The sequence below is a fragment of the Vibrio sp. Vb1980 genome (assembly GCF_033338615.1).
GTDB classification, from domain to species: Bacteria; Pseudomonadota; Gammaproteobacteria; order Enterobacterales; family Vibrionaceae; genus Vibrio; species Vibrio alginolyticus.
On the sequence record NZ_JAWOSZ010000008.1, the window covers coordinates 164,841 to 188,604 of the forward strand.

General features: G+C 44.8%; 19 protein-coding genes and 2 tRNA genes. 17 read left to right on the forward strand and 4 right to left on the reverse strand.

All coding sequences use genetic code 11. From position 1 onward, the window contains the following. Nucleotides 1-9: 9 nt before the first annotated feature. Nucleotides 10-3,114 carry a multidrug efflux RND transporter permease subunit VmeK gene (gene vmeK / locus R7F64_RS14290; RefSeq protein ID WP_318071810.1) on the forward strand — a complete coding sequence of 1,035 codons (3,105 nt, stop codon included), beginning with the start codon at nt 10-12 and terminating at the stop codon, nt 3,112-3,114. Between the two features lie 64 nt (nt 3,115-3,178). On the opposite strand, the gene R7F64_RS14295 is transcribed toward vmeK, so the two are convergent. After that, entirely contained in the window at nt 3,179-4,471 is a 1,293-nt protein-coding gene (locus R7F64_RS14295; RefSeq protein ID WP_005386530.1) for a peptidoglycan DD-metalloendopeptidase family protein, read from the reverse strand. Between the two features lie 130 nt (nt 4,472-4,601). Between R7F64_RS14295 and tyrS the strand changes: the two genes are divergently transcribed. Together tyrS and R7F64_RS14305 are read left to right on the forward strand one after the other, a co-directional pair. Beyond that, nucleotides 4,602-5,789 carry a tyrosine--tRNA ligase gene (tyrS, locus tag R7F64_RS14300; protein ID WP_318071811.1) on the forward strand — a complete coding sequence of 396 codons (1,188 nt, stop codon included), beginning with the start codon at nt 4,602-4,604 and terminating at the stop codon, nt 5,787-5,789. A 417-nt stretch (nt 5,790-6,206) separates the two neighbouring features. Then, the gene (locus tag R7F64_RS14305; RefSeq protein WP_005380062.1) at nt 6,207-7,052 is read left to right on the forward strand and encodes a magnesium transporter; all 846 of its coding nucleotides are present in this window, start codon (nt 6,207-6,209) and stop codon (nt 7,050-7,052) included. On the opposite strand, the gene dacB is transcribed toward R7F64_RS14305, so the two are convergent. Both dacB and R7F64_RS14315 read right to left on the reverse strand, forming a co-directional pair. After that, nucleotides 7,031-8,452 carry a serine-type D-Ala-D-Ala carboxypeptidase gene (gene dacB / locus R7F64_RS14310; RefSeq protein WP_318071812.1) on the reverse strand — a complete coding sequence of 474 codons (1,422 nt, stop codon included), beginning with the start codon at nt 8,450-8,452 and terminating at the stop codon, nt 7,031-7,033. The genes R7F64_RS14305 and dacB overlap by 22 nt on opposite strands. Nucleotides 8,453-8,638: 186 nt before the next feature. Further along, the gene (locus R7F64_RS14315; RefSeq protein WP_005380064.1) at nt 8,639-9,661 is read right to left on the reverse strand and encodes a porin; all 1,023 of its coding nucleotides are present in this window, start codon (nt 9,659-9,661) and stop codon (nt 8,639-8,641) included. A 545-nt stretch (nt 9,662-10,206) separates the two neighbouring features. Here R7F64_RS14315 and greA point away from each other — a divergent pair. Then, the gene (greA, locus tag R7F64_RS14320; protein ID WP_005380065.1) at nt 10,207-10,680 is read left to right on the forward strand and encodes a transcription elongation factor GreA; all 474 of its coding nucleotides are present in this window, start codon (nt 10,207-10,209) and stop codon (nt 10,678-10,680) included. Nucleotides 10,681-10,764: 84 nt separating this feature from the next. Here the strand turns inward: greA and yhbY are convergent, their stop codons facing one another. Continuing rightward, nucleotides 10,765-11,061 carry a ribosome assembly RNA-binding protein YhbY gene (yhbY, locus tag R7F64_RS14325; RefSeq protein WP_005380066.1) on the reverse strand — a complete coding sequence of 99 codons (297 nt, stop codon included), beginning with the start codon at nt 11,059-11,061 and terminating at the stop codon, nt 10,765-10,767. Between the two features lie 138 nt (nt 11,062-11,199). Between yhbY and rlmE the strand changes: the two genes are divergently transcribed. The 13 genes from rlmE (at nt 11,200) to rpsO (ending at nt 23,759) form a co-directional block, all read left to right on the forward strand. Then, nucleotides 11,200-11,829 carry a 23S rRNA (uridine(2552)-2'-O)-methyltransferase RlmE gene (gene rlmE, locus R7F64_RS14330; RefSeq protein WP_005388985.1) on the forward strand — a complete coding sequence of 210 codons (630 nt, stop codon included), beginning with the start codon at nt 11,200-11,202 and terminating at the stop codon, nt 11,827-11,829. Nucleotides 11,830-11,937: 108 nt separating this feature from the next. Next, nucleotides 11,938-13,911, forward strand: coding sequence for an ATP-dependent zinc metalloprotease FtsH (gene ftsH / locus R7F64_RS14335; RefSeq protein ID WP_017635895.1), 1,974 nt, complete (start codon nt 11,938-11,940; stop codon nt 13,909-13,911). Nucleotides 13,912-13,963: 52 nt separating this feature from the next. Continuing rightward, nucleotides 13,964-14,794 carry a dihydropteroate synthase gene (gene folP, locus R7F64_RS14340; RefSeq protein ID WP_318071816.1) on the forward strand — a complete coding sequence of 277 codons (831 nt, stop codon included), beginning with the start codon at nt 13,964-13,966 and terminating at the stop codon, nt 14,792-14,794. A 19-nt stretch (nt 14,795-14,813) separates the two neighbouring features. Next, nucleotides 14,814-16,154, forward strand: coding sequence for a phosphoglucosamine mutase (gene glmM / locus R7F64_RS14345; RefSeq protein ID WP_005388992.1), 1,341 nt, complete (start codon nt 14,814-14,816; stop codon nt 16,152-16,154). Between the two features lie 220 nt (nt 16,155-16,374). Continuing rightward, on the forward strand, nt 16,375-16,713 hold the full coding sequence (gene secG / locus R7F64_RS14350; protein WP_005380080.1) for a preprotein translocase subunit SecG: 339 nt from the start codon (nt 16,375-16,377) through the stop codon (nt 16,711-16,713). A gap of 16 nt (nt 16,714-16,729) precedes the next feature. After that, nucleotides 16,730-16,813: transfer RNA gene (locus R7F64_RS14355), tRNA-Leu, on the forward strand. 56 nt (nt 16,814-16,869) lie between these two features. Then, nucleotides 16,870-16,946 (forward strand) — tRNA-Met (locus R7F64_RS14360). Between the two features lie 225 nt (nt 16,947-17,171). Then, the gene (rimP, locus tag R7F64_RS14365) at nt 17,172-17,627 is read left to right on the forward strand and encodes a ribosome maturation factor RimP (protein ID WP_005386424.1); all 456 of its coding nucleotides are present in this window, start codon (nt 17,172-17,174) and stop codon (nt 17,625-17,627) included. 36 nt (nt 17,628-17,663) lie between these two features. Continuing rightward, nucleotides 17,664-19,151 (forward strand): transcription termination factor NusA, encoded by a 1,488-nt coding sequence (nusA, locus tag R7F64_RS14370; protein ID WP_005380084.1) that lies wholly within the window; start codon nt 17,664-17,666, stop codon nt 19,149-19,151. A 22-nt stretch (nt 19,152-19,173) separates the two neighbouring features. Continuing rightward, the gene (gene infB / locus R7F64_RS14375; protein WP_167415424.1) at nt 19,174-21,885 is read left to right on the forward strand and encodes a translation initiation factor IF-2; all 2,712 of its coding nucleotides are present in this window, start codon (nt 19,174-19,176) and stop codon (nt 21,883-21,885) included. 114 nt (nt 21,886-21,999) lie between these two features. Next, entirely contained in the window at nt 22,000-22,395 is a 396-nt protein-coding gene (gene rbfA, locus R7F64_RS14380) for a 30S ribosome-binding factor RbfA (RefSeq protein WP_005380087.1), read from the forward strand. Then, nucleotides 22,395-23,348 (forward strand): tRNA pseudouridine(55) synthase TruB, encoded by a 954-nt coding sequence (truB, locus tag R7F64_RS14385; RefSeq protein ID WP_017820421.1) that lies wholly within the window; start codon nt 22,395-22,397, stop codon nt 23,346-23,348. The genes rbfA and truB overlap by 1 nt, the downstream gene beginning before the upstream one ends. A 141-nt stretch (nt 23,349-23,489) precedes the next feature. Then, on the forward strand, nt 23,490-23,759 hold the full coding sequence (rpsO, locus tag R7F64_RS14390; protein ID WP_005380094.1) for a 30S ribosomal protein S15: 270 nt from the start codon (nt 23,490-23,492) through the stop codon (nt 23,757-23,759). Nucleotides 23,760-23,764: the final 5 nt, after the last annotated feature.

Here is a 23,764-nt window from a genome sequence, read left to right on the forward strand (position 1 = left end):
GGAGCACTTATGTACACTCTGATTGATGCTGCGTTATCTCGCGCTCGCACTATGCTGACATTGTTGGTGATGATATTAATTGCTGGTGTCATTACTTACGTCACAATCCCCAAGGAATCGAGCCCTGATATTACCATTCCGATTATTTATGTTTCTGTTGGACATCAAGGCATTTCTCCTGTCGATGCCGAGCGTTTATTGGTTCGCCCAATAGAGCAAGAGTTGCGCTCTATTGAAGGCGTAAAAGAGATGACCTCTGTGGCATCAGAAGGTCATGCTTCGGTGACGCTGGAATTTAGTGTTGGAGTGGATCTTGATAAAGCGATGGCAGATGTGCGTGATGCGGTTGATCTTGCAAAGCCAAAATTACCAGAGGACAGTGATGAGCCAACGGTAAATGAAGTCACGTTTGCATCTGAAGAGCCTGTTTTGACTGTTGTTCTATATGGCACCGTACCAGAGCGGACCATTGTACAGATTGCCAGAACGCTACGTGATCGTTTGGAGAGTTTCCGTCAGGTTCTTGAAGTTGAAATCGCAGGGGATCGCGAAGACATCGTGGAAATAGTTGTCGATCCGCTATTGATGGAAAGCTACGGTCTCGATCAAGCGGATATCTATAATTTAATTGCCTTGAATAACCGAGTTGTGGCTGCGGGGTTTGTCGATACTGGGTATGGACGCTTTTCGGTAAAAGTCCCATCGGTTTTTGATTCACTGAAAGATGTGCTTGAACTACCGATCAAGGTGAATGGCAAAGAGGTGATCACTTTTGGCGATGTGGCGACAGTACGACGTGCATTTCGCGATCCTGAAAGTTTTGCTCGTTTAGATGGCGAATCTGCCATCGTTTTGGACGTAAAAAAACGGGCAGGGGAAAACATCATTGAAACGGTTGAGCTGGTAAAAGAAGTACTGGCTCAGGGACAGAAGCGCGCTGAGTGGCCCGACAATTTGCAAGTTAAATACACTTGGGATCAATCCGACGATGTCAAATTGATGCTCAGTGATCTACAAAACAATATCTTATCCGCAATTATCCTCGTAGTTATCGTCATTATTGCCATATTGGGGGTTAGGACCGCGCTTCTCGTGGGGATTTCTATTCCAGGATCGTTCTTGACTGGGTTGTTGGTGTTATCGGTATTTGGGCTGACGGTCAATATCGTCGTACTGTTTGCTTTAATTATGGCAGTAGGCATGTTGGTGGATGGTGCCATTGTGGTGACAGAGTTTGCAGATCGGCGCATGCAAGAAGGAACGCCACGTAAAGAAGCCTATCGAGATGCCGCAAAGCGAATGGCCTGGCCTATTACCGCATCTACAGCAACCACATTGGCTGCGTTTGCTCCGTTACTTTTCTGGCCAGACATCACTGGTGAGTTCATGAAGTACTTACCACTTACTTTAATTGCTACTTTGGCCGCTTCTCTGATGATGGCTTTATTGTTCGTTCCTGTCATCGGCGGGATCATTGGCAAGCCTCAAGTAGTCAATCAGAAAGCTCAGCGAGAAATGGTGGAGCTGCATAACGGCAACTTTGAAAAAGCGACAGGCATTACCAAGCTTTATTACCAGACTCTGTCGGTAGCGATTCGTCATCCATGGAAGGTCTTACTCAGCGCGATACTGCTAGCGGCAGGTGTCGGCTTCACTTACAACAAAGCTGGCTTGGGTGCAGAGTTTTTCCCTGAGGTGGCCCCTGCCTTTTTTACCGTTAAAGTTCGTTCTTATGGTGACTTGTCTATTCACGAAAAAGATGTTGTTATGCGCGAAATCGAGAAGGTGATGCTCGGTCATGACGAGTTTGAAAGTGTCTACACGCGCACAGGATCTAGCGATAATGGGGACGAGATTGGCCAGATTCAAATAACGCCTGTGGATTGGCAGTATCGACGCAAAGTGAAAACCATTATTGAGGAACTAAAAGAGACGACAGATCGCTTTTATGGTGTTGAACTTGAGTATAAATTCCCGGACGCAGGACCGCCTGTCGAGCATGATCTCGTGATTGAAGTATCATCACGAAACTTGAGTGTTAGTGCGTTAGATGAAGCGGCCAAAAAAGTACGACATTGGGCTGATGGTAATCCTGCACTGACCAACTTGAGTGATACCACTAATAAGGAAGGGATTGATTGGCAAATTGATATCCAGCGAGATGACGCCTCTCGCTTTGCAGCGGATGCTACTTTAGTCGGGAATACCGTCCAGTTTGTTACGAACGGCTTGAAAATAGGCGATTATTTGCCCGATGATGCGGATGAAGAAGTCGATATTTTGGTGCGCTATCCGCAAGATAAGCGCGACATAGGTCGATTTGATCAACTGAGAGTGAAAACGGCAGCTGGTCTGGTACCGATTACGAATTTTGCTCAAATCAAACCAGATCATAAGCAAGACACTATTCGTCGGGTCGACGGTCATCGAGTTATCAATATTAAAGCGGATATGGTGGAAGGTTACAATTTGGCGCTTGAGTTACCTAAGATTGCCGCTGGAATGGAACAGCTCGACTTACCGGAAGGCATTGAATATAAGATTCGGGGTCAAAATGAAGAGCAGGAAAACTCATCAGCATTCTTGCAAAATGCTTTTATTGTCGCGCTTGGTGTGATGGCTTTGATTTTAATTACGCAGTTTAATAGCTTTTATCAAGCTTTCTTAATCCTTAGTGCAGTGCTGTTTTCTACCGTTGGTGTCTTCGCCGGGTTACTTATTTTCCAAAAGCCATTTGGCATCATTATGTCGGGAATTGGAGTGATTGCGTTGGCTGGTATCGTGGTAAACAACAATATTGTTTTAATCGATACTTATAATCAGATGCGTAAACGTGGCTTAGAAAAATCTGAGGCTATTTTGCGTACGGGTGTGCAGCGTTTAAGACCCGTTTTACTTACGACGGTGACCACCATATTAGGCTTATTGCCAATGGTGTTAGAAATGAACATCGACTTAGTTAATCAGAAAGTGGAGTTTGGCGCACCAAGCACTCAATGGTGGTCTCAGCTTGCGACCGCTGTTGCGGGTGGTTTGGCGTTTGCGACTTTGCTAACGTTAGTTCTGACCCCGTGTTTGCTGATGCTCGGGAGAGAGCATCACTCCGAACAGTAAGCTTTATCGTGATGATATCGACAAAACAAAAAGGGCAGCTTCGCTGCCCTTTTCAATACCTGGCTTACTTCATTGCTAGCAGTTTGCTGTAGCGTTCAAGCTTGTCCATGCTAATTTTCGCGTTTGCCATGAAAGTTTGTCTCGCTTTGCCTGTCAGGGATTTAGATTGTGGCAAATTCACCGTGCGCGGGTTTTTATGGACACCATTCACAAGGAACTCATAGTGCAGGTGAGGGCCAGTTACACGGCCAGTTCCGCCAAGCGTACCAATGGTTTGGCCTTGCTTAACGCGTTGACCAGCTCGTACAGTACGTTTGGTTAAGTGCAGGTACTTGGTAATGTAAGTATTACTATGTTTAATGAAAACGTAGTTACCATTAAATTTGTTGTAAGACGATTTTTGAACAACACCATCACCAGCCGCCCAAATCGGGGTGCCCACTGGTGCTGCATAGTCCGTGCCTCTATGAGGACGAACGCGTCCCGTCACTGGATGTAAGCGGCGTGGGTTGAAGTTAGACGAAACTCGACGGAAATCCAACGGCGCGCGTAAGAATGCTTTTTTCATTGCACGCCCATTTTCGTCGTAATACTTGCCACTTTTCTGATCCAATATTGCGGTAAAGGTATCGCCTTGGTTTTTAAAGATCGCAGCAATGATTTTTCCACGGCCGATTACTTCACCTTCTACCACTTCCTCTTGGTAAAGTACTCGGAAGCTGTCGTTTTTACGAATATCTAAAGCAAAGTCGATGTCCCAACCAAATATGCCAGCCAGTTCCATGATTTGGTTACCATTTAATCCAGAAGATATTCCTGCATTCCAAAAGTTTGATTTGATGGTGGCTTCAGCGTAGTTGTACTGGAAGTCGACTTCTTTCTTATCAACTTCAGAAACGTACTTGCCGTCTTTTAATGTGATACGAAAAGTCTCGAACGCGCTTAGTGTTCTTCTTAGCTGCACCAAGTCGTTATTTTCGTCAAAACCAAATTGCAATCGGTCACCAGGTCGAAGCCGAGTTAACTGTTTTTCCACTTCTTTGTCTGATGACACCAGTTCATGTAATAGACGAGCAGAAAGCCCTACGCGACTAAATAAGATGGCAGCACTCTCGCCATTTTTTACCTTGTATGTCTCCCAGCGCAGCACGGCGGGAACCGCAGGCGATGAACTATTTAGTGCACTGAGTTCGAGGGAAACTGGCACAGGATAATGTTGACCAACTTTTAATCGGCTCTGCTGCGGGTCTAGGTCTTGCGGATCAGGTAAAAAGAAGAGCGCGAAGATAATCAGCGCACTAAAAAAACCGATCAATACTTTGTGCAAGAGTGGAAGTCGGACAAAAATCGAATGCATGAGGTACTTGATTGCTAAATTAAACGGAAAAAGTGACAACTACCTAGTCTAACGTGTTTCAAAATGCATCGCTATTCAAGTAATATGTTCAACTATTATATTTTTGCCAAATCTGTGGGAGTGAACAAGAATGGCGAGCATTGAAGCTGCACTAGCCGAGATTAAGCGCGGTGTTGAAGAGCTGATTCCAGAAGAAGAGCTAATCGCAAAACTAAAAGAAGACCGTCCTCTACGTATTAAATTGGGCGCTGATCCAACAGCACCTGACATTCACCTAGGCCATACGGTTATTTTCAATAAGCTTCGCTTGTTCCAAGAACTAGGTCATGAAGTGACGTTCCTAATCGGTGACTTCACTGCAATGGTTGGTGACCCAACAGGTAAAAACACAACTCGTCCACCGCTAAGTCGTGAAGACGTATTGCGTAACGCTGAAACGTACAAAGAGCAAGTGTTCAAAATTCTCGATCCTGCAAAGACTAAAATTCAGTTTAACTCTGAGTGGCTGTCTGAATTGGGCGCAGAAGGTATGATTCGCCTTGCGGCAAACCAAACCGTTGCTCGTATGCTAGAGCGTGACGACTTTAAAAAGCGTTACGCGGGTGGTCAGCCAATTGCTATTCATGAGTTCATGTACCCACTTCTACAAGGTTGGGACTCAGTAGCAATGGAAACGGATGTTGAATTAGGTGGTACAGACCAGAAGTTCAACCTTCTAATGGGTCGTGAACTGCAAAAGTCTCACGGTCAAAAACCTCAGGTTGTACTGATGATGCCGCTTCTAGTGGGCCTTGATGGCGAGAAGAAGATGTCTAAGTCAGCAAACAACTACATCGGTATCAGCGAAGCGCCAAGCGAAATGTTTGGTAAAATCATGTCTATTTCTGATGACTTAATGTGGAGCTACTACGAGCTGCTCTCTTTCCGTCCTCTGGAAGAGATTGCTCAATTCAAAGCTGATGTAGAAGCGGGCAAAAACCCTCGTGACATCAAAGTATTGCTAGCAAAAGAAATTATTGCTCGTTTCCACAGTGAAGCCGATGCCGATGCAGCAGAGCAAGAATTCGTAAACCGTTTTGCGAAGAACCAAATTCCTGATGAAATGCCAGAGTTTGACTTTGACGCAGGTCGCCCAATGAGTAATCTGTTGAAAGAAGCAGGCTTATGTCCATCATCGTCAGATGCGATGCGCATGGTTAAGCAGGGCGCTGTGAAGATTGATGGTGAAAAAATTGCGGACAGCAAATTTGCTCCAGAAGCGGGTACTTACGTGTTCCAAGTAGGCAAACGTAAATTTGCTCGTATTACTATTCAGTAATTCATAATGACTGCAAATGAAAGCGTCCGAAGGGCGCTTTTTTTGTATGAAAATTTAGCAAAAACGGCAAAGTAAAACTTCCATACCTGATGAACTTTGCTACTATACTTGCGCTGCCAATAATGGCAGCGCTATCGGAGATTTACATGAACAATACCGACCATCCTCCCAGTCGTTGGGTGAGTAAGATTAAGGGAGCGAAATAACCCGCTTCGGTATTGGCGATCTCCGCCTTACCTAAGTGGTGAGGCATCTTTTCTAATTTTCTTCTCGTTATTTCCTTCATACATTCTGAATAGACAGTGCATTCGCATTGGTTTTCTCTGTGCATCTTAATTGTTGTCTGACTTTTAGCGTGCAAGAGTGGCTTTTCATGCTTTGTCGATGGTCGTTACCATGCCAATCGGGAGATTCGCCATGACGGTAATGAACAACACTTTTATTGAAACAACACCAAACTTTTCTGAAGTAGAAATTGGTGCAGCTCGCAATGCATTCTTGCAGTACGAGCAAGAGCAACAAGTCCATTTGCTTACGGTTATGCCGATTGATGAGGCTGTAGGTATTTTACAGCATTGCTCTGTCGGCTATGTGAATAGTCTTATTGCTCAACTTGAGCAAGCAGGTCATGACAAACGCGCACGTCATTATGCTCACCAACTGGGTCTGCATATGTCTGAAGTTGATACACCCGATGGTTATTTATCAACTAGTGTTTTAGGGCATGTAAAACAGCGTATTGGATGGATCATTGCACTGGCTCTTTTAGGGATAGTGTCAGGCTTGATCATCGCTCAGTATGAGGACACCCTTAGTCAGCTTGTTTTACTTGCAGTGTACATGCCAGTGATTGCAGCTGCTGGTGGTAACACAGGAACACAAGCAGCAACTTTGGTGATTCGTGCTCTTGCTACTGGAGAGTTAAAAAAACGCCAATGGTTAGAAGTTTTGTGGAAAGAGAGCCGAGTCGCTCTATTTATTGCGCTAGCAATCGCTATCGTGATGATTGGACGCATTATGTTATTTAGTGCAGGACAATCAACAGGAGGCTTTGAACTGACCGATATCGCACTGGCAATAGCAGTTGCGCTGTTCATTCAAGTCACCATTTCTACAACATTGGGCGGGCTGTTGCCAATTATTGCACGAGCTTGCAAGTTGGACCCGGCCGTATTGGTGAGTCCAGTTCTTGCGTCTATCGTCGATATTTCAGGAATGTGGATTTACTTTAACGTGGTGAACTATTTCTTAGGTATTGCCTGACTAAAGTTCACAATGTCATTGTAAAAAAGCTGCTCAAAATGTGTAATCGGGGCGATGACAGGTGTGTTGTCGTCCCGTTTTTCTGGGAAGTAGTCTGAAACAAACTGAACAAAAATGGTGTTAGGTTGACCATTTTTATCCAAGCCATATCCAGCCATATTGTAAGTCCCGTAGATAGAGCCACTTTTCGCGATCAGCTGTCCTTTAATTGGAAGTTTTCGCATACTTTGTCGGTACTTTAATGTGCCGGATTCACCTGATTTCGGCATGATGGCAATCAATTTGAGTTCGTTTTCATGCTTCCAAATATAGCGCAGCATTTCAGCCATCTTGGTCGCGGAGATCCGGTTATTTCGCGAAAGTCCTGAGCCGTCTTCTAGGCGCGCATTACGAATATCAATACCAGTGTTGGCGAAAATGATCTGCTTGATCGCTTCTGTCCCGTTAGTAAAACTGCCTGGCTGAACGAAAAATTTAGCGCCAAGTGTTTTGGTTAATGTGTCGGCAATTAAGTTGTCAGAGTTTTTGAGCATATCTTCGAGAATGTCTGGTAAGGCTTTTGATTGATGCATTGCGATGAGCTTTCGCTGCTTTTCTGGCGCCGTACCGACCCTAATCTTTCCCGATACCCCAATGTTGAGCTCCTTGAGCAAAGCCGCCAACCTTTGACTGGTGTAACGCTCAGGGTCTTGAACCGCAAATTTCAGTGGCAATGGTTTGTCTCTTTCAACCAAGCACCCTGTTAGCTTGTAGTTGTTATCGGGATTTGCAACTAAACCTAAGTCACAATGACGACTTTTCTTAATGGTTTTAGAAACTGTTTCTACGGTACTTGTGACACGAATAGGTTGATGCTCTGGTACGTAGACCCGCGTTCCACCATCTTTTTGTGTATAGATAGAGGCTTGTACACAGTTGTTATTGAGTGTGATGGTCGATGCCGGAGCGCTGTAGCAAACTCCCAAGACATCCCACGGCCAGCCCACCGCACGGTTATAACCAGTGAATGCGCTGTTATCGAGCCATAGGTCACCGTTAATCCGTTTTAAGCCATTTTTCTTAGCTAAAGTGAGAAGTGATTTTAAGTCGTTGGTTTGGAGTGTTGGGTCGCCGACAAAGTAAATCACTGTATCTGAGTTCGACGTTTCCAGCTTGGTTCGAAACCGGAAATTATCACCCAGTTCTAGCTTTGCGGCTAATGCGGTGACGATTTTTAATGTACTCGCTGGTGGGAACAGTTGTTCGGTAGGATGAACACCGTCAAGCTCAGCATTTTCACTGAGTTTTTCCGCAACTAAACTGATGCGGGCGCCTTCAGGCAACACCTCTTGATGAGGGTACGCTTGTGAAAAAGCAGAAAGTAATGAAGAGAATATGAGCAAGGGCCAACGTAAACGCATAATGATACTTTCTAAGGTGAGTTATGTGATTGAGTATACGCAAGTCCTTTCAATATGCTAGGTAACTAAAGAAATGCTTCAAATGTCTTCATGAATGAGACACGAGAGAAAGGCGCGCTGCTTAAAATGAAGTATAAAAAATGCCCGCTTAAAGCGGGCATTCGATATTCTAGTCAAAGACCGGAATTAGAAGTCGTAACGTAGACCTAGAGCTAGCTCGTCTTCAGCATCGATCTTAGTTGCAACTGTTTTGCTCGTGTCAGTTGAACCAAACTTGTCACCTGCATCAATCAGGTTGAAGTTGTAAGAAATGTAACCACGGAAGTTAGGCTTGAAGTAGTAAGAAGCATCAACAGCGAAGTTGTTTGCAGAAGTTTCGTTGTTAGTTTCTGCATTGTTGTATGATGTTGTAAATACTGTTTGGCCTAGAGTGTAAGCACCCGCTAGCTCGTAACCAGTGTAATCAACTGTGTTACTGTTGTTTGAATCTTCCATTTTCTCGCCGTCAGTGAATACACCAGCGAAGTAAAGATCAGACATTGTGTAAGATGCAGCTAGCATGTACTCGTTAGCTTTGTCTTGATCTGCGTAACCAGCACCTAGCTCAAGACCAGTGTCAGCTAGAGCGTAGATTGCAGATAGAGAGTAACCGTCTTGTTTGTTGTCGTAGTACTCACCAGTGTTTTTGTTTTCCATACGATCAGCGAAGCGGTAGCTTGCTTTTACGCTTAGGTTTTCAAACTGGCCTTTGTAAGCCATCATGTTGTCTGTACGGTCTGATACAGCTAGTTTGTCTGCTGCAGAGTTACCGTGGTAAGCCATGATATCTGTGAAGTCAGTGATAACGCCTAGTGCACCTTCAGTTTTACCGTATGCGAACTCACCGTAAGCACCGCCAAGACCAGCGTAAGCAAGACGAGTTTCTAGATCGCTCTTGTCGTCGCCGTCTACAGTACCGTTTTGAGCAGTCTCAAACTCACCTTCCCAGAAACCAACACCGTATAGGTTGTCATTGATTTCTTGTTTACCAAGGAAGTTTAGACGGATGCGAGATTTGTCTTGAGCGTCGCCATCTTTCATAGATAGACGTGCTTCAGCACGGCCGCCCATTTCTAGAGAAGTACCGTCTTGGTTGTAAAGTTCAGCTGCGTTTACGCCAGTTGCCATAGCTGCTGCAGATACAGAAAGAGCAATTAGAGTCTTTTTCATCTTATTTGTCCTAGTTAGCTGTCCATAATCATTGTTGTATGGGGGAGAGGTGATCTCTCACAAGTTGTTGGTCCAAAATTGGCTAATTGAGCGATATAGTTCGCACTTGTAAGCCATTGATCTAACAACTCGCTGGACATGTTTTACTGCTAAAGTTTCCGTATGAGTTAGTAAAATGATATAAATCCCACTGATGAACACTGTTCAATTGTGCGTTGTTTTTATTTAAATTACTGTTTTTGATTGAAATTATTGGCAATGACATTGGCCTGACATTGATTAGTTTTTATCTTTTTTGAGGTTTTTGGTGTAATGAACAGTGTTGTTTTTCAATAAATTGAGAAGGTGATTCGCCCTAGAACCGCTCTAAAAGTGAGTTATATCATTATGCCGAAAAGGCATAGTCTTGCTGTCTTTCGAATTAAGATGATTTCGTCCGGGAGTTTGTTTACACTAAACGAAATACATCTTTAAGCGCACTACCCAGTCCTATGACAGGGTGGGCTTTTTTTGTCCAAAGACCCATTTGGGCTTGAGGTTATAAAATGGAAAAAGTTCCAATGACACTACGTGGCGAGCAAAAGCTACGTGCAGAACTCGATCGTCTACTTAAACTACGTCCTCAGATCTCAGAGGCAATTGCTGAAGCTCGTGAGCTAGGTGATTTAAAAGAGAATGCTGAATATCACGCCGCTCGTGAAGAGCAGGGCATTTGTGAAGCACAAATCCGTGACATTGAATACAAACTGTCAGTTGCTCAAGTTATTGATGTAACGAAGATGGAGAACACGGGTAAAGTTATTTTTGGTTCAACCGTAACCTTGATTGATATCGACACCGAAGAAGAAAAAACGTACCAAATCGTTGGTGATGACGAAGCCGATATCAAAGCAGGTCGCATTTCAGTGAGCTCACCTATTGCTCGTGGCCTGATTGGTAAGATGGAAGGCGATGAAGTTGCTATTCAAACTCCGGGTGGCGCGAAAGACTTCGAAATTGACCGAGTAGAATATATCTAAGTCGTCTGGAGTAGCATTACTACTCTGATAAAACGCAAAAAGGTCGCCTCAGGCGACCTTTTTTCTTCAGCAACGTAAGTAGAGTTACTTACGAGGGATTTCGATTTTACGCTCTTCAGACTGGCGGTATAGCACAAGCACTTTACCAATAGTCTGAACTTTTTCAGCGCCCGTCTCACGTACGATAGCGTCGATGATTAGCTGTTTTGTTTCACGATCTTCCGAAGCAACTTTTACTTTGATAAGTTCGTGATGGTTAAGAGCGATTTCAATTTCTGCTAGCACGGCTTCTGTAAGTCCATTTGCGCCCATTAGCACAACAGGTTTTAAACTGTGAGCTAGGCCTTTAAGGTGCTGCTTTTGTTTGGTGCTTAGGTTCATTACGCGGCCAATTTTCTTTAAAATAAGGGTTGAAAAAAGCTATTTTAACGCCATCTATTGCTGAAGACTATAATTTATTGAGTAATAGGTAGCGCCTATTAAAACAATAGCTCCAATTTGTGCCTTGTTGGGATTAAAATGAGTAAACAAAAACATTCGGCTAGTTCTGGTCGTTGGTTGAAAGAACACTTTGATGATAAATACGCGAATGAAGCCCGAAAAAAAGGCTACCGCTCACGTGCTTATTTCAAGATCGATGAGATTCAAACGAAAGATAAATTGTTAAAGCCTGGAATGACAGTCGTCGACTTGGGGGCTGCGCCGGGCGGATGGTCTCAATATGCTGCTAAGATAGTAGGGGACAGTGGTCAGATCATCGCGTGTGACTTGCTTCCTATGGACCCGATTGCTGGCGTTAGCTTTTTACAAGGCGACTTTCGTGATGATGCGGTATTGGAAGCTTTGCTAGAAAGGATCCAACCTTCCATGGTAGACGTAGTAATGTCTGATATGGCGCCTAACATCGCGGGAAACAATTCTGTTGATCAACCTCGCGCTATGTATTTAGTTGAATTAGCTTTAGATATGTGTCGACAAGTTCTAGCGCCTAATGGTAGCTTTGTCGTAAAGGTTTTCCAAGGGGAAGGCTTCGATCAGTATGTGAAAGAAGTCCGAGACATGTTTAAAGCCGTAAAAATTAGAAAACCAGACTCATCGCGAGCTCGCTCTCGAGAGGTCTTCGTCGTAGCCACTGGTTACAAAGGTTAACCATTTTGCTCTCTTGAGAGCGTGTTAACACTATAGCTACAGTTAATGAACTGTAGTACCCTACCTTTAATTACAATTAGTTATCGAGAGGCTTACACCTTGAGTGACATGGCAAAAAATTTAATTCTGTGGCTTGTTATCGCCGTCGTATTGATGTCGGTATTCCAGAGCTTTGGCCCTGGAGAAAGCAATGGCAGAACCGTGGATTACACCACGTTTGTACAGGAAGTTGGCCAAGGCCAGATTCAAGAAGCAACTTTTAAAGACGGTGAAATTAGCTTTGTTCGTCGTGGCGGCGGTGCCAAAATGGTCACTTACATGCCAGTGTATGACCAAAAGCTTCTAGATGACCTAATTAACCAAAACGTGAAAGTACAAGGCACGCCTCCAGAAGAGCAAAGCTTGCTTGGTACTATCTTCATCTCTTGGTTCCCAATGATCTTACTAATTGGTGTATGGATTTTCTTCATGCGTCAAATGCAAGGCGGCGGTGGTAAAGGCGCCATGTCTTTTGGTAAGAGTAAAGCTCGAATGATGAGCGAAGAACAAATCAAGACAACTTTTGCTGACGTTGCTGGTTGTGACGAAGCAAAAGAAGACGTGAAAGAACTGGTGGACTACCTACGCGATCCAAGCCGCTTCCAAAAACTGGGCGGTAAGATTCCAACGGGTGTTCTAATGGTTGGTCCTCCTGGTACGGGTAAAACGCTTCTAGCGAAAGCCATTGCCGGTGAGGCGAAAGTACCATTCTTTACTATCTCTGGTTCTGATTTCGTAGAAATGTTCGTTGGTGTTGGTGCATCTCGTGTGCGTGACATGTTTGAACAAGCAAAGAAAGCTGCACCTTGTATCATCTTTATCGATGAGATCGATGCGGTAGGTCGTCAACGTGGCGCAGGTGTTGGTGGTGGTCATGATGAACGTGAACAAACACTAAACCAAATGCTCGTTGAGATGGATGGTTTCGAAGGTAACGAAGGTATTATCGTTATCGCTGCGACTAACCGTCCGGACGTGCTAGACCCTGCGCTACTGCGTCCTGGTCGTTTTGACCGTCAAGTGGTAGTTGGTCTTCCAGATGTACGTGGCCGTGAACAGATCCTAAAAGTTCACATGCGTAAGGTCCCTCTAGCGGGTGATGTAGAGCCTTCTCTCATCGCGCGTGGTACTCCAGGCTTCTCTGGTGCTGACCTAGCAAACTTAGTTAACGAAGCAGCCCTGTTTGCTGCGCGCGGTAACAAGCGCAACGTTTCTATGGTTGAGTTTGAACTGGCGAAAGACAAAATCATGATGGGTGCTGAGCGCCGTTCAATGGTGATGTCTGAGGAAGTTAAAGAGTCAACCGCATACCACGAAGCGGGTCACGCGATTGTTGGTCGCTTGGTTCCTGAACACGATCCAGTGTACAAAGTGTCTATCATTCCACGTGGTCGTGCGTTGGGTGTAACAATGTACCTTCCAGAGCAGGACCGCGTGAGTATGTCTCGCCAACACCTAGAATCAATGATTTCTAGCTTGTACGGTGGTCGTTTAGCAGAAGAACTTATCTACGGTGCTGACAAAGTATCAACCGGTGCTTCTAATGATATCGAGCGCGCAACAGATATTGCTCGTAAGATGGTTACTCAATGGGGTTTCTCTGAAAAGCTTGGCCCTCTGCTGTATGCAGAAGATGAAGGCGAAGTGTTCTTAGGACGTAGTGTAACTCAGACTAAACATGTGTCTGACGATACAGCGAAGTTGATTGATGACGAAGTTCGTCAGATCATTGACCGCAACTACGATCGTGCGAAGAAGATTCTTCAAGAGAACATGGATATCATGCATGCGATGAAAGATGCGCTGATGAAGTATGAAACCATTGATGCTCGCCAGATTGATGACTTAATGGAGCGCAAAGCTGAAATTCGTGAGCCTGCGGGCTGGAGTGATAACTCAGCAAGCAAACCAGAAGACAGCGACAAGCCTCAAGCAAAGCAAGAAGTTAAAGAAGAAGCAACGGAGACTGCGAAAGATGCAGAACAGCCTAGCTCTTCTGAAACAACTTCTAACGAAGCGCCTGAAAAGAAAGACTCTGAATAAAGAGTATCGATAATATTAAACCCCGAGTTATCTCGGGGTTTTTGTGTTTATGATGATGATTACAGCAAATAACAAATCTTTGGACCTTTCGCGTCCACATGTCATTGCCATTCTAAATGTGACACCGGATTCCTTTTCGGATGGCGGTAAATACAACTCAATTGAACTTGCTCTTGCTCAAGTTGATAAAATGATAAAGGCTGGTGTAAGTATTGTTGATGTTGGTGGTGAATCGACAAGACCTGGTGCACCGGATGTGTCTTTGGAAGAAGAGCTTAGGCGTGTTGTCCCAGTAATCAAAGCCATTCGTGAAAAGTATGATGTGTGGATTTCCGTTGACACCAGTAAAGCAGAAGTGATGCGTCAAGCAATTGATGCTGGGGCTGATTTGATCAATGACATCCGCTCGCTGCAAGAGCCAGGTGCTCTGGAAGTCGCAGCAGAAGCAAACCTTCCAATTTGTCTGATGCATATGAAAGGTCAGCCTAGGACCATGCAAGTTGACCCTCATTATGATGATTTAATGGGGGACGTGTCGGCTTTTCTAGAAGAGCGTATCGCGGCGTGTGAAGCAGCAGGGATTGATAAATCTCAACTGATTCTCGATCCTGGGTTTGGCTTTGGCAAAACAATCGAACACAATTATCATATGCTTGCTCATCTTGAAAAGTTTCATGAATTCGGCCTGCCTATTTTGGCTGGCATGTCTCGTAAATCCATGATCTTCAAACTGTTAGACAAGCCAGCGGCAGAGTGTACGAACGCAAGTGTCGTTTGTGCTACGATTGCCGCGATGAAAGGCGCGCAGATCATTCGCGTGCATGACTTTGAAGAGACAATCGAAGCGATGAAAGTTGTTGAGATGACGAAAAACAATATTTAAAAATAATAAAGGAAAGTTTATGTCGAATGAAAGACGTTACTTTGGTACTGACGGTGTGCGCGGTAAAGTAGGACAATACCCAATCACTCCAGACTTCGTACTTAAGCTTGGCTGGGCTGCTGGTCGTGTACTAGCGAAACAAGGCACAAAGAAAGTTATCATAGGTAAAGATACACGTATTTCAGGTTATATGCTTGAATCTGCACTAGAGGCTGGCCTTGCAGCTGCGGGACTTAAAGCAACATTTACTGGTCCCATGCCAACTCCAGCTGTGGCATATTTAACTCAGACTTTCCGTGCCGAGGCTGGTATTGTGATTTCTGCATCACATAACCCATATTACGACAACGGCATTAAATTCTTTTCTTCTGAGGGTACTAAGCTACCTGACGATATCGAATTGGCGATCGAAGCTGAGTTAGATAAAGAAATTGAATGTGTGGAGTCTGCTGAGCTTGGTAAAGCAACCCGCCTAAATGATGCAGCTGGTCGTTACATCGAATTCTGTAAGAGTACTTTCCCATCTGAGTTGAGCCTTGCGAACTTTAAGATCGTAGTAGACTGTGCGCACGGTGCAACGTACCACATCGCTCCAAATGTTTTCAAAGAACTTGGGGCAGAAGTTATCGCTATGGGCGTAGAGCCTAACGGCATCAACATTAATGAAAAAGTGGGCGCAACAGACGTACGAGCTCTTCAACAGCGTGTTGTTGAAGAGCAAGCGCATCTTGGTCTCGCATTTGATGGTGATGGTGACCGCATCATTATGGTCGACCACCTAGGTAACAAAGTTGATGGTGACCAAATTGCTTATATCATCGCTCGTGATGCACTTCGTCGTGGTGAGCTAAAGGGTGGTGTTGTTGGTACACTAATGACTAACTTGGGTATGGAAAATGGTTTAAAGCAGCTAGGCATTCCGTTTGTACGTGCTGCTGTTGGTGACCGTTATGTCATGGAGCAACTGCTAGAAAAAGGTTGGAAAATTGGTGCTGAAAACTCAGGCCATGTGATCTTATTAGATAAAGTCACAACCGGCGATGCGATTGTTGCTGCACTTCAAGTACTTGCTTCTGTAATTGGCAGCGATATGTCTTTATATGAACTATCGCAAGGAATGACATTATATCCTCAGGTTTTAGAAAATGTCCGTTTCTCAGGAGAAAGTAACCCTCTTGAAGCTACAGCTGTATTAAACGCTGTCGCTGAAGTAGAGGCGACACTTGGTGATAAAGGGCGTGTACTGCTGCGTAAGTCTGGCACTGAGCCTTTGATCCGCGTTATGGTGGAAGGCGAAGATGGTGAACTAGTTCAACACTCAGCATTGAAAATCGCTGAGGCTGTTAAAGCAAGTTGTTAATCATTGCGTTAAAGCATGTCTTGAATGAAAAGGGCATCTTTTGCCCTTTTTTTGAGCGCTTAACGCATTGGCATTGATTTTTTACTAATTTTCCCTTGTCAGCGTTACTGGCTTTCGCTAGTATTGCTCCGCCTCCCGTTAGGAGGTCGCTAGCCTTGTTCATTATGATTTATTCTTTTGAACGGCGCTGGCTCAACAATTTGGAACATAGGTGGAAAAAATGTTTTCAGTTCTACTTGTGATTTACCTGTTGGCAGCGCTTGGTGTGATTGGCCTTGTGTTGATTCAACAAGGTAAAGGCGCAGATATGGGAGCCTCGTTCGGTGCTGGTGCTTCAAACACAGTGTTTGGTGCTGGCGGCTCAGGTAATTTCTTAACCCGAACAACTGCTATTTTAGCAACCGTATTCTTTATCGTTAGCTTGTTACTTGGTCGTATGTCTACGCACCAGACTGAATCACAATGGGTAGACCCAACGTTAGGTCAACCAGTTGTTGAACAAGTTAAGGATGCAGCGAGTGAAGTTCCTGCCCCTGCGGGTGATGAAATTCCTCAATAAGCTGTAAGGTTTTGATGCCGAGATGGTGAAATTGGTAGACACGCTAGCATGAGGTGCTAGTGCCTTAGGTGTGAGGGTTCGAGTCCCTCTCTCGGCACCATGTATTTACAAACTTGTAAATCACTTGTTTGCGAGTATAATGCTCAGCAAGTCGGACGCGGGGTGGAGCAGCTTGGTAGCTCGTCGGGCTCATAACCCGAAGGTCGTCGGTTCAAATCCGGCCCCCGCAACCAATCTCTTTCTTTAAAAGGAAATCGTAGATTGGCAAGTTTGCGTAGTGCTAACCACACTACGAGTTAAGAAAAGCAATTGTTGGCTATTCTTAACGTATCAGGGTCCAGCAGCATAAAACCCCGACTATCGGGGTTTTTTGTTATCTGAGCTTTTTGAAATAGCTCAGATACTGCTTGGTTTTTTGATTGGGCTCTGAGCCCTTTTTTTGTTTCTGGAGTGGTTAAATGACTGGTTTAGAAAGACAACTTACTGAAATGCTTGACGCGCCAGTAGCGGCATCAGGTTATGAGTTAGTTGGATTAGAATTCATTCGTGCAGGCGCGCACTCAACGTTACGTATCTACATTGACCATGAAAATGGTATTAACGTAGACGACTGTGCAGAAGTTAGCCACCAAGTTAGTGCAGTTTTAGACGTTGAAGATCCAATTTCTGTTGCTTACAGCCTAGAAGTGTCTTCTCCAGGTTTAGAAAGACCACTTTTTAAAGCAGCACATTACGAGCAATTTATTGGTCACGAGGTCAGCATCGTATTGAAAATGGCTGTAGCAAACCGTCGTAAGTGGAAAGGTATTATCCACGGTGTTGATGGCGAAACAGTGACAATTACTGTAGACGGTCAGCAAGAAGAGTTTGCTCTAAGTAACATTTCCAAAGCTAACCTGATCCCTAAATTTTAGTTCCCTAAAAAAGTTTAAGCTTAGAGGCTAAATATAATGAGTAAAGAAATTTTAGCGGTAGCAGAAGCGGTATCGAACGAAAAAGCGGTACCTCGTGAGCGTATCTTTGAGGCTCTTGAGATTGCTCTAGCAACTTCTACAAAGAAAAAATACGAAATCGAAATCGACGTACGTGTTGCCATTGACCGTAAAACCGGTGAATTTGTAACTTACCGCCGTTGGTTAGTTGTTGATGACGTTGAGAACCCTACAAAAGAGATCTCACTAGAAGCAGCGCAATACGAAGATGACTCAATCGAGCTTGGCGACTACGTAGAAGACGAAATCGAATCAGTAACGTTTGACCGAATTACGACTCAAACTGCTAAGCAAGTTATCGTTCAAAAAGTTCGTGAAGCTGAGCGCGCACAAATCGTTGAACAGTTCATCGACAATGAAGGTGATCTAATCACTGGTGTCGTGAAAAAAGTAAACCGTGACACAATCGTGCTTGATCTTGGTAATAACGCTGAAGCGGTAATCCTGCGTGATGACCAACTTCCTCGTGAAAACTTCCGTCCAGGCGACCGCGTACGTGGCCTTCTTTACAAAGTCGCGCCTGAAGCACGTGGTTTCCAATTGTTCATCACTCGTTCTAAGCCAGAAATGTTGGCAGAACTGTTCCGTGTTGAAGTGCCTGAAATCGCAGAAGATATTATCGAGCTTAAAGGCGCAGCACGTGATCCTGGTTCTCGCGCTAAGATCGCTGTCAAAACAAATGACAAACGTATCGACCCTGTAGGTGCGTGTGTTGGTATGCGTGGTGCACGTGTACAAGCTGTTTCTGGCGAACTTGGTGGGGAGCGTATCGATATCGTTCTTTGGGATGATAACCCAGCTCAATTCGTTATCAACGCAATGGCGCCAGCTGATGTTGCATCTATCATCGTTGATGAGGATGCACACTCAATGGACATCGCAGTTGAAGCTGACAACCTAGCGCAAGCTATTGGTCGTAACGGTCAAAACGTGCGTCTAGCATCTCAACTAACCGGTTGGGAACTGAATGTTATGACAGTTGCTGATCTTCAGAAGAAACACGCTGAAGAATCACAAGCATCTATTGAAAACTTCATGAAGTACCTAGATATTGAAGAAGACTTCGCTCAACTTCTTGTTGAAGAAGGTTTCTCAACGCTAGAAGAAATCGCATACGTGCCAGTTAACGAGCTACTAGAAATCGATGGTTTGAATGAAGAACTAATCGAAGAGCTTCGTGGACGTGCAAAAGATGCACTAACGACGATCGCACTAGCACAAGAAGAGTCTTTTGAAGGTCTAGAACCAGCTGAGGACCTACTTGCACTTGAAGGTCTTGAGCGTGAGATGGCATTTAAATTGGCAGCGAAAGGTGTAGCGACACTGGAAGATCTTGCTGACCAAGGTATTGACGATTTAGAAGGTATCGAAGGCCTGACCGAAGAACGTGCAGGTGAGCTAATTATGGCCGCACGTAACATCTGTTGGTTCGGCGAAGAAGCATAATTTTCGGCAAGGAGGAAGCGGCATGACACAATTAACAGTTAAAGCACTGAGTGATGAGATTGGTACGCCAGTCGACCGCTTGATTGAACAACTTGCTGACGCTGGCATTAAAAAGGCGAGCTCTGACAATGTTACTGATGAAGAGAAGCAGAAGCTTCTCTCTCATTTAAAGAAAGAACACGGTGATAAATCAGGTGATTCAGAGCCGACTCGCCTTACGCTTCAGCGTAAAACTCGTAGTACACTTAGTGTGAACGCGGGTGGTGGTAAGAGTAAGAATGTTCAGGTTGAGGTGCGCAAAAAACGTACATACGTGAAGCGCAGCACAATTGAAGATGAAGCGAAACGTGAAGCTGAAGAAGCAGCACAACGTGAAGCAGAAGAAGCAGTAAAACGTGCAGCAGAAGAAGCTGCAAAACGTGAAGCTGAAGAAGCTGCAAAACGTGAAGCTGAAGAAGCTGCAAAACGTGAAGCGGAAGAAAAAGCGAAACGTGAAGCTGAAGAAAAAGCGAAGCGAGACGTAGATACGAATGCACAACGTAATGCTGAAGAAAAAGCAAAGCGTGATGCTGAAGAGAAAATTAAGCAAGAAGCAGCGCGAAAAGAGGCCGACGAGCTTAAACGTCGTCAGGAAGAAGAAGCTAAGCGTAAGGCTGAAGAGGAAAGTCAGCGCAAGCTTGAAGAAGCTCGCGAATTGGCTGAAAAGAATAAAGAGCGTTGGTCTGCTGCAGAAGAGAAAAAGGGTGATATGGAAGATACAGATTACCATGTAACGACTTCACAATACGCACGTGAAGCCGAAGATGAAGCAGATCGCAAAGTAGAAGGCGGTCGTCGTAAGAAGAAAAAAGCAGCTTCGGGTAAAGACGACCAAGCTCGCGGTGGCCGTAACAACCAACGTGGCGGTAGAGGTCGTAAGGGCAAACTTGCTAAGCCGACTTCAATGCAGCACGGGTTTGATAAGTCAGCAACGGTTGCTAAGCAAGACGTTGTAATTGGCGAAACGATCGTTCTATCAGAACTTGCTAACAAGATGTCGGTTAAAGCGACAGAAGTTATCAAAGTAATGATGAAGATGGGCGCTATGGCGACTATCAACCAAGTGATCGACCAAGAAACAGCACAACTTGTTGCTGAAGAAATGGGCCATAAAGTAGTTCTTCGTAAAGAGAACGAACTGGAAGAAGCGGTACTATCTGACCGTGACACTAACGCGGAAGCAGTTCCACGTGCTCCAGTTGTTACTATCATGGGTCACGTTGACCACGGTAAAACGTCAACACTTGACTACATCCGTCGCACACACGTTGCTTCTGGCGAAGCGGGTGGTATTACTCAGCACATTGGTGCGTACCACGTTGAAACAGACAACGGCATGATCACGTTCCTTGATACTCCTGGACACGCAGCGTTTACTGCAATGCGTGCTCGTGGTGCTCAAGCAACAGATATCGTTGTTCTTGTAGTTGCAGCAGACGATGGCGTAATGCCACAAACAGTAGAAGCGATTCAGCACGCGAAAGCGGCAGGCGTTCCTCTAATTGTTGCTGTGAACAAGATCGATAAAGAAGACGCGAACCCAGATAACGTTAAGAACGAGCTTGCTCAATACGACGTTATTCCTGAAGAGTGGGGCGGTGAGAACATGTTCGTTCACATCTCTGCTAAACAGGGTACAAACATCGATGGTCTTCTAGAAGCAATCCTTCTTCAGTCTGAAGTTCTTGAACTTACAGCTGTAGCTGAGGGCATGGCATCTGGTGTTGTTGTTGAATCTCGCCTAGATAAAGGTCGTGGCCCAGTTGCAACAGTACTTGTTCAATCAGGTACACTAAACAAAGGCGACATCGTTCTTTGTGGTCAAGAATACGGCCGTGTTCGTGCAATGCGTGATGAGCTAGGTAAAGAAATTACTTCGGCTGGCCCATCTATCCCTGTAGAGATCCTAGGTCTTTCAGGTGTACCATCTTCAGGTGATGAAGCAACAGTAGTTCGTGACGAGCGTAAAGCGCGTGAAGTAGCTAACTACCGTGCTGGTAAGTTCCGTGAAGTGAAACTTGCTCGTCAGCAGAAATCTAAACTAGAGAACATGTTCTCTAACATGACTGCTGGTGAAGTTGCTGAACTTAACGTTGTACTTAAAGCAGACGTTCAAGGTTCTGTAGAAGCAATCGCTGACTCACTAGTTAAGCTATCTACTGACGAAGTTAAAGTGAACATCGTTGGTTCTGGTGTAGGTGGTATTACGGAAACTGACGTAGTACTAGCGGAAGCTTCAAACGCAATCATCCTTGGCTTTAACGTTCGTGCAGATGCTTCTGCTCGCCGTGCTGTTGAAGCCGCAGCTGTTGACTTACGTTACTACTCAATCATTTACCAATTGATTGATGAAGTGAAACAAGCAATGGGCGGTATGCTTGCTCCAGAATTCAAGCAAGAGATCATTGGTCTTGCTGAAGTTCGTGACGTGTTTAAGTCACCGAAACTGGGCGCTATCGCTGGTTGTATGGTTACAGAAGGTGTGATCAAGCGTAACAACCCAATCCGTGTACTACGTGATAACGTTGTTATTTACGAAGGTGAACTAGAGTCACTACGTCGTTTCAAAGATGACGTTCAAGAAGTTAAGAATGGCTACGAATGTGGTATCGGCGTTAAGAACTACAATGATGTTCGCGTTGGTGACCAAATCGAAGTCTTCGAAATCGTTGAAATTAAACGTACTCTAGACTAATTGACTAAAATTACTAATATTGTCTTTGAAAGATAAGTAGTAATTGGTTGTTGAATACACCATGGGGGGCTGGCTTTGACCAACCCCCCATTCTTTCTATATAAGAGTAAAGATATGTCAAAAGAATTTAGCCGCACGCAGCGCGTTGCACAGCAGCTGCAAAAAGAACTAGCGATGATCCTTCAACGTGAAGTTCGTGACTCTCGCCTTGGCATGGTGACGATCTCAGACGTAGAAGTCTCTCGTGACCTAGCTTACGCAAAAGTATTTGTGACCTTCCTGTGTGTGGGTGAGCAAACACCTGAATCATGTCTAGCAGCGCTACGTGAGCACGAAGTGCACATTCGCATGATGTTAGGTAAGCGTATTCGTCTACGTTTAACGCCAGAAATCCGCTTCCACTATGACAATACGCTTGTTGAAGGTATGCGTATGTCTAACCTAGTGTCTGAAGTCGTTAGTTCAGACAAACAAAAGCAAAAAGATTCTGGTCGTGAGGACGAAGAATAATGGCTCGTCGTCGTAAAGGTCGTCCAATTAATGGCGTTATACTGTTGGACAAACCAACAGGTATCTCTTCCAATGATGCACTGCAAAAAGTAAAGCGAATCTACTTTGCTGAGAAAGCAGGCCACACTGGAGCCTTGGACCCATTAGCGACAGGCATGCTGCCAATTTGCTTGGGTGAAGCGACAAAATTTTCTCAGTTTCTTCTTGATTCTGATAAACGCTACCGTGTGATCGCAAAGCTGGGTGAACGTACCAATACGTCTGACTCGGATGGTGAAGTTGTAGAGACGCGTCCAGTCGATGTTACGTTAGACAAGCTAGAAGCGTGCATCGATCAATTCCGTGGTGAATCTGATCAAGTGCCTTCCATGTTCTCTGCGTTGAAGTATCAAGGTAAACCCTTGTATGAATACGCTCGTAAAGGCATCGAAGTTCCGCGTGAATCTCGTAAGATCACGGTATATGAGATTGTTCTTCACCGTTTTGAAGGCGATGAAGTAGAGATGGAAGTGCACTGCTCTAAAGGTACCTATATTCGTACTATCGTTGATGATCTGGGCGAAATGTTAGGTTGTGGTGCGCACGTAACTATGCTTCGTCGTACTGGTGTTGCTAAATACCCTTACGAGAATATGGTAACACTTGAGCAACTAAATGAGTTGCTAGAGCAAGCTCACCGCGAGGAACGAGCGCCTCGAGAACTACTGGACCCACTGCTTTTGCCAATGGATACAGCGGTAGAAGACTTACCAGAAGTCAACTTGGTGCCTGAACTGGCGGATATGGTCCAACATGGGCAGCCCGTTCAAGTATTTGGTGCTCCGACAGAGGGCTCACTTCGCCTTACTATGGGTGAAGAACGCTTGTTTATTGGCGTTGGCGAAATGAACGAAGATGGCAAAATCGCTCCTAAGCGATTGGTCGTGTTCCGAGATGACGTTGCATCCAAGTAAATGATTGAAAATACCGACCTGAGTGTCGGTATTTTTATATTGCACGAGATAGGAAATTTCCCTATAATCCGCGCTTCGCGTAGCGGCTGAATCAGAGATTGGCTGCTACAACTTTAAACCTACTCTTATTAGGAGAGAATTATGTCTCTGAATGCAGAAACTAAAGCAGCAATCGTTGCAGAATACGCACAAGGCGAAGGCGACACTGGTTCACCAGAAGTTCAAGTAGCTCTACTTACAGCTTCTATCAACCACCTACAAGGTCACTTCAAAGCGCACAAAGGCGATCACCACAGCCGTCGTGGTCTTCTACGCATGGTTTCTCGTCGTCGTAAGCTTCTAGATTACCTAAAAGGTAAAAACCTAGCTCGCTACCAAGACCTAATCAAACGTCTAGGCCTACGTCGCTAATCAGC